The sequence below is a fragment of the Phocaeicola massiliensis B84634 = Timone 84634 = DSM 17679 = JCM 13223 genome, assembly GCF_000382445.1.
GTDB lineage: Bacteria > Bacteroidota > Bacteroidia > Bacteroidales > Bacteroidaceae > Phocaeicola > Phocaeicola massiliensis.
In genome coordinates this window covers 1-1,752 of record NZ_KB905480.1, presented here as the reverse complement: position 1 = coordinate 1,752, position 1,752 = coordinate 1, and the positions used below count along the sequence as shown (strand labels likewise).

General features: G+C 48.9%; 2 tRNA genes and 1 rRNA gene. All 3 read left to right on the top strand.

Annotated features, from left to right (window positions below):
• Window positions 1-34 precede the first annotated feature (34 nt).
• A tRNA-Ile gene (locus HMPREF1534_RS21490) sits at window positions 35-108 on the top strand.
• Between the two features lie 16 nt (window positions 109-124).
• Window positions 125-198 (top strand) — tRNA-Ala (locus tag HMPREF1534_RS21485).
• 114 nt (window positions 199-312) lie between these two features.
• A 23S ribosomal RNA gene (locus HMPREF1534_RS21480) occupies window positions 313-1,752 on the top strand; the annotation flags it as partial.

Below are 1,752 nucleotides of genomic sequence, written 5' to 3'. Positions count from 1 at the left end.
AGTCTAAACAAAGGTAGACTAGGTTGAACCTGACAGTCCTATAGCTCAGTTGGTTAGAGCGCTACACTGATAATGTAGAGGTCGGCAGTTCAACTCTGCCTGGGACTACGAACTCAGTAAGTTCGGGGGATTAGCTCAGCTGGCTAGAGCATCTGCCTTGCACGCAGAGGGTCAACGGTTCGAATCCGTTATTCTCCACTCTCTCTGAAAAGAGAAACGATCTATGACATATTGTACAAGCAAAACAGTAATTTTAGTAGTAAAAAGCTAAAAGTATATATCATCCCGCACTGGTAACAGTGTGCGATAATAAAGAAAGTAAGCAAGGGCGCATGGCGGATGCCTTGGCTCTCGGAGGCGATGAAGGACGTGATAAGCTGCGATAAGCTTCGGGGAGGTGCAAATAACCTTTGATCCGGAGATTTCCGAATGGGACAACCCAATATCTTGAAGAGATATTATCCAACTTAGTTGGAGGCTAACGCAGGGAACTGAAACATCTTAGTACCTGCAGGAAAAGAAAATAATAATGATTCCCCCAGTAGTGGCGAGCGAACGGGGAATAGCCCAAACCGGTTATGTTACGGCATGACCGGGGTAGTAGGACTACGGCATTGCATGAAAACAGCAGAGAAGAACTTTCTGGAAAGAAAGACCATAGAGCATGATAGTTGCGTATTCGAATGTTGTCGAAGCATAGTAGTATCCTGAGTAGCGCGGAGCACGAGGAATTCTGCGTGAATCAGCCGGGACCATCCGGTAAGGCTAAATACTCCCGAGAGACCGATAGTGAACCAGTACCGTGAGGGAAAGGTGAAAAGCACTTCGAACAGAAGAGTGAAACAGTTCCTGAAACCGTGCGCCTACAAGCGGTCGGAGCAGCGTAAGCTGTGACGGCGTGCCTTTTGCATAATGAACCTACGAGTTACCGTTGCCGGCAAGGTTAAGGGTCATGAGACTTGTAGCCGAAGCGAAAGCGAGTCTGAACAGGGCGTATAGTCGGTAGTGGTAGACGCGAAACCAAGTGATCTACCCTTGAGCAGGTTGAAGTCCGGGTAACACCGGATGGAGGACCGAACCAATAAGCGTTGAAAAGCTTCTGGATGACTTGAGGGTAGGGGTGAAAGGCTAATCAAACTTGGAGATAGCTCGTACTCCCCGAAATGCATTTAGGTGCAGCCTTGACCATTACTAATGTGAGGTAGAGCGACTGATAAGATGCGAGGGCTTCACCGCCTATCAAGTCTTGATAAACTCCGAATGCGCATTAGTTTGAGGTCAGGAGTGAGGGCATGGGTGCTAAGGTCCGTGCCCGAGAGGAGAAGAATCCGGACCACCTGCTAAGGTCCCGAAATAACAGCTAAGTTAAACTAACGAAGTCAGATTGCTAAGACAGCTAGGATGTTGGCTTGGAAGCAGCCATTCATTTAAAGAGTGCGTAACAGCTCACTAGTCGAGGAGTTTGGCGTGGATAATAATCGGGTATCAAGCTGTTTACCGAAGCAGTGGGATCATATAATGATCGGTAGGGGAGCATTCCACTCTGCGTCGAAGGTGGGGCGTGAGCCCTGCTGGAGCGTGTGGAAAAGCAAATGTAGGTATAAGTAACGATAAAGGGGGTGAGAAACCCCCTCGCCGCAAGACTCAGGTTTCCTGATCAACGCTAATCGGATCAGGGTCAGTCGGGTCCTAAGGCTCAGCCGAACGGCGAGGCCGATGGCAGAACCGGTTAATATTCCGGTACTACCCTTT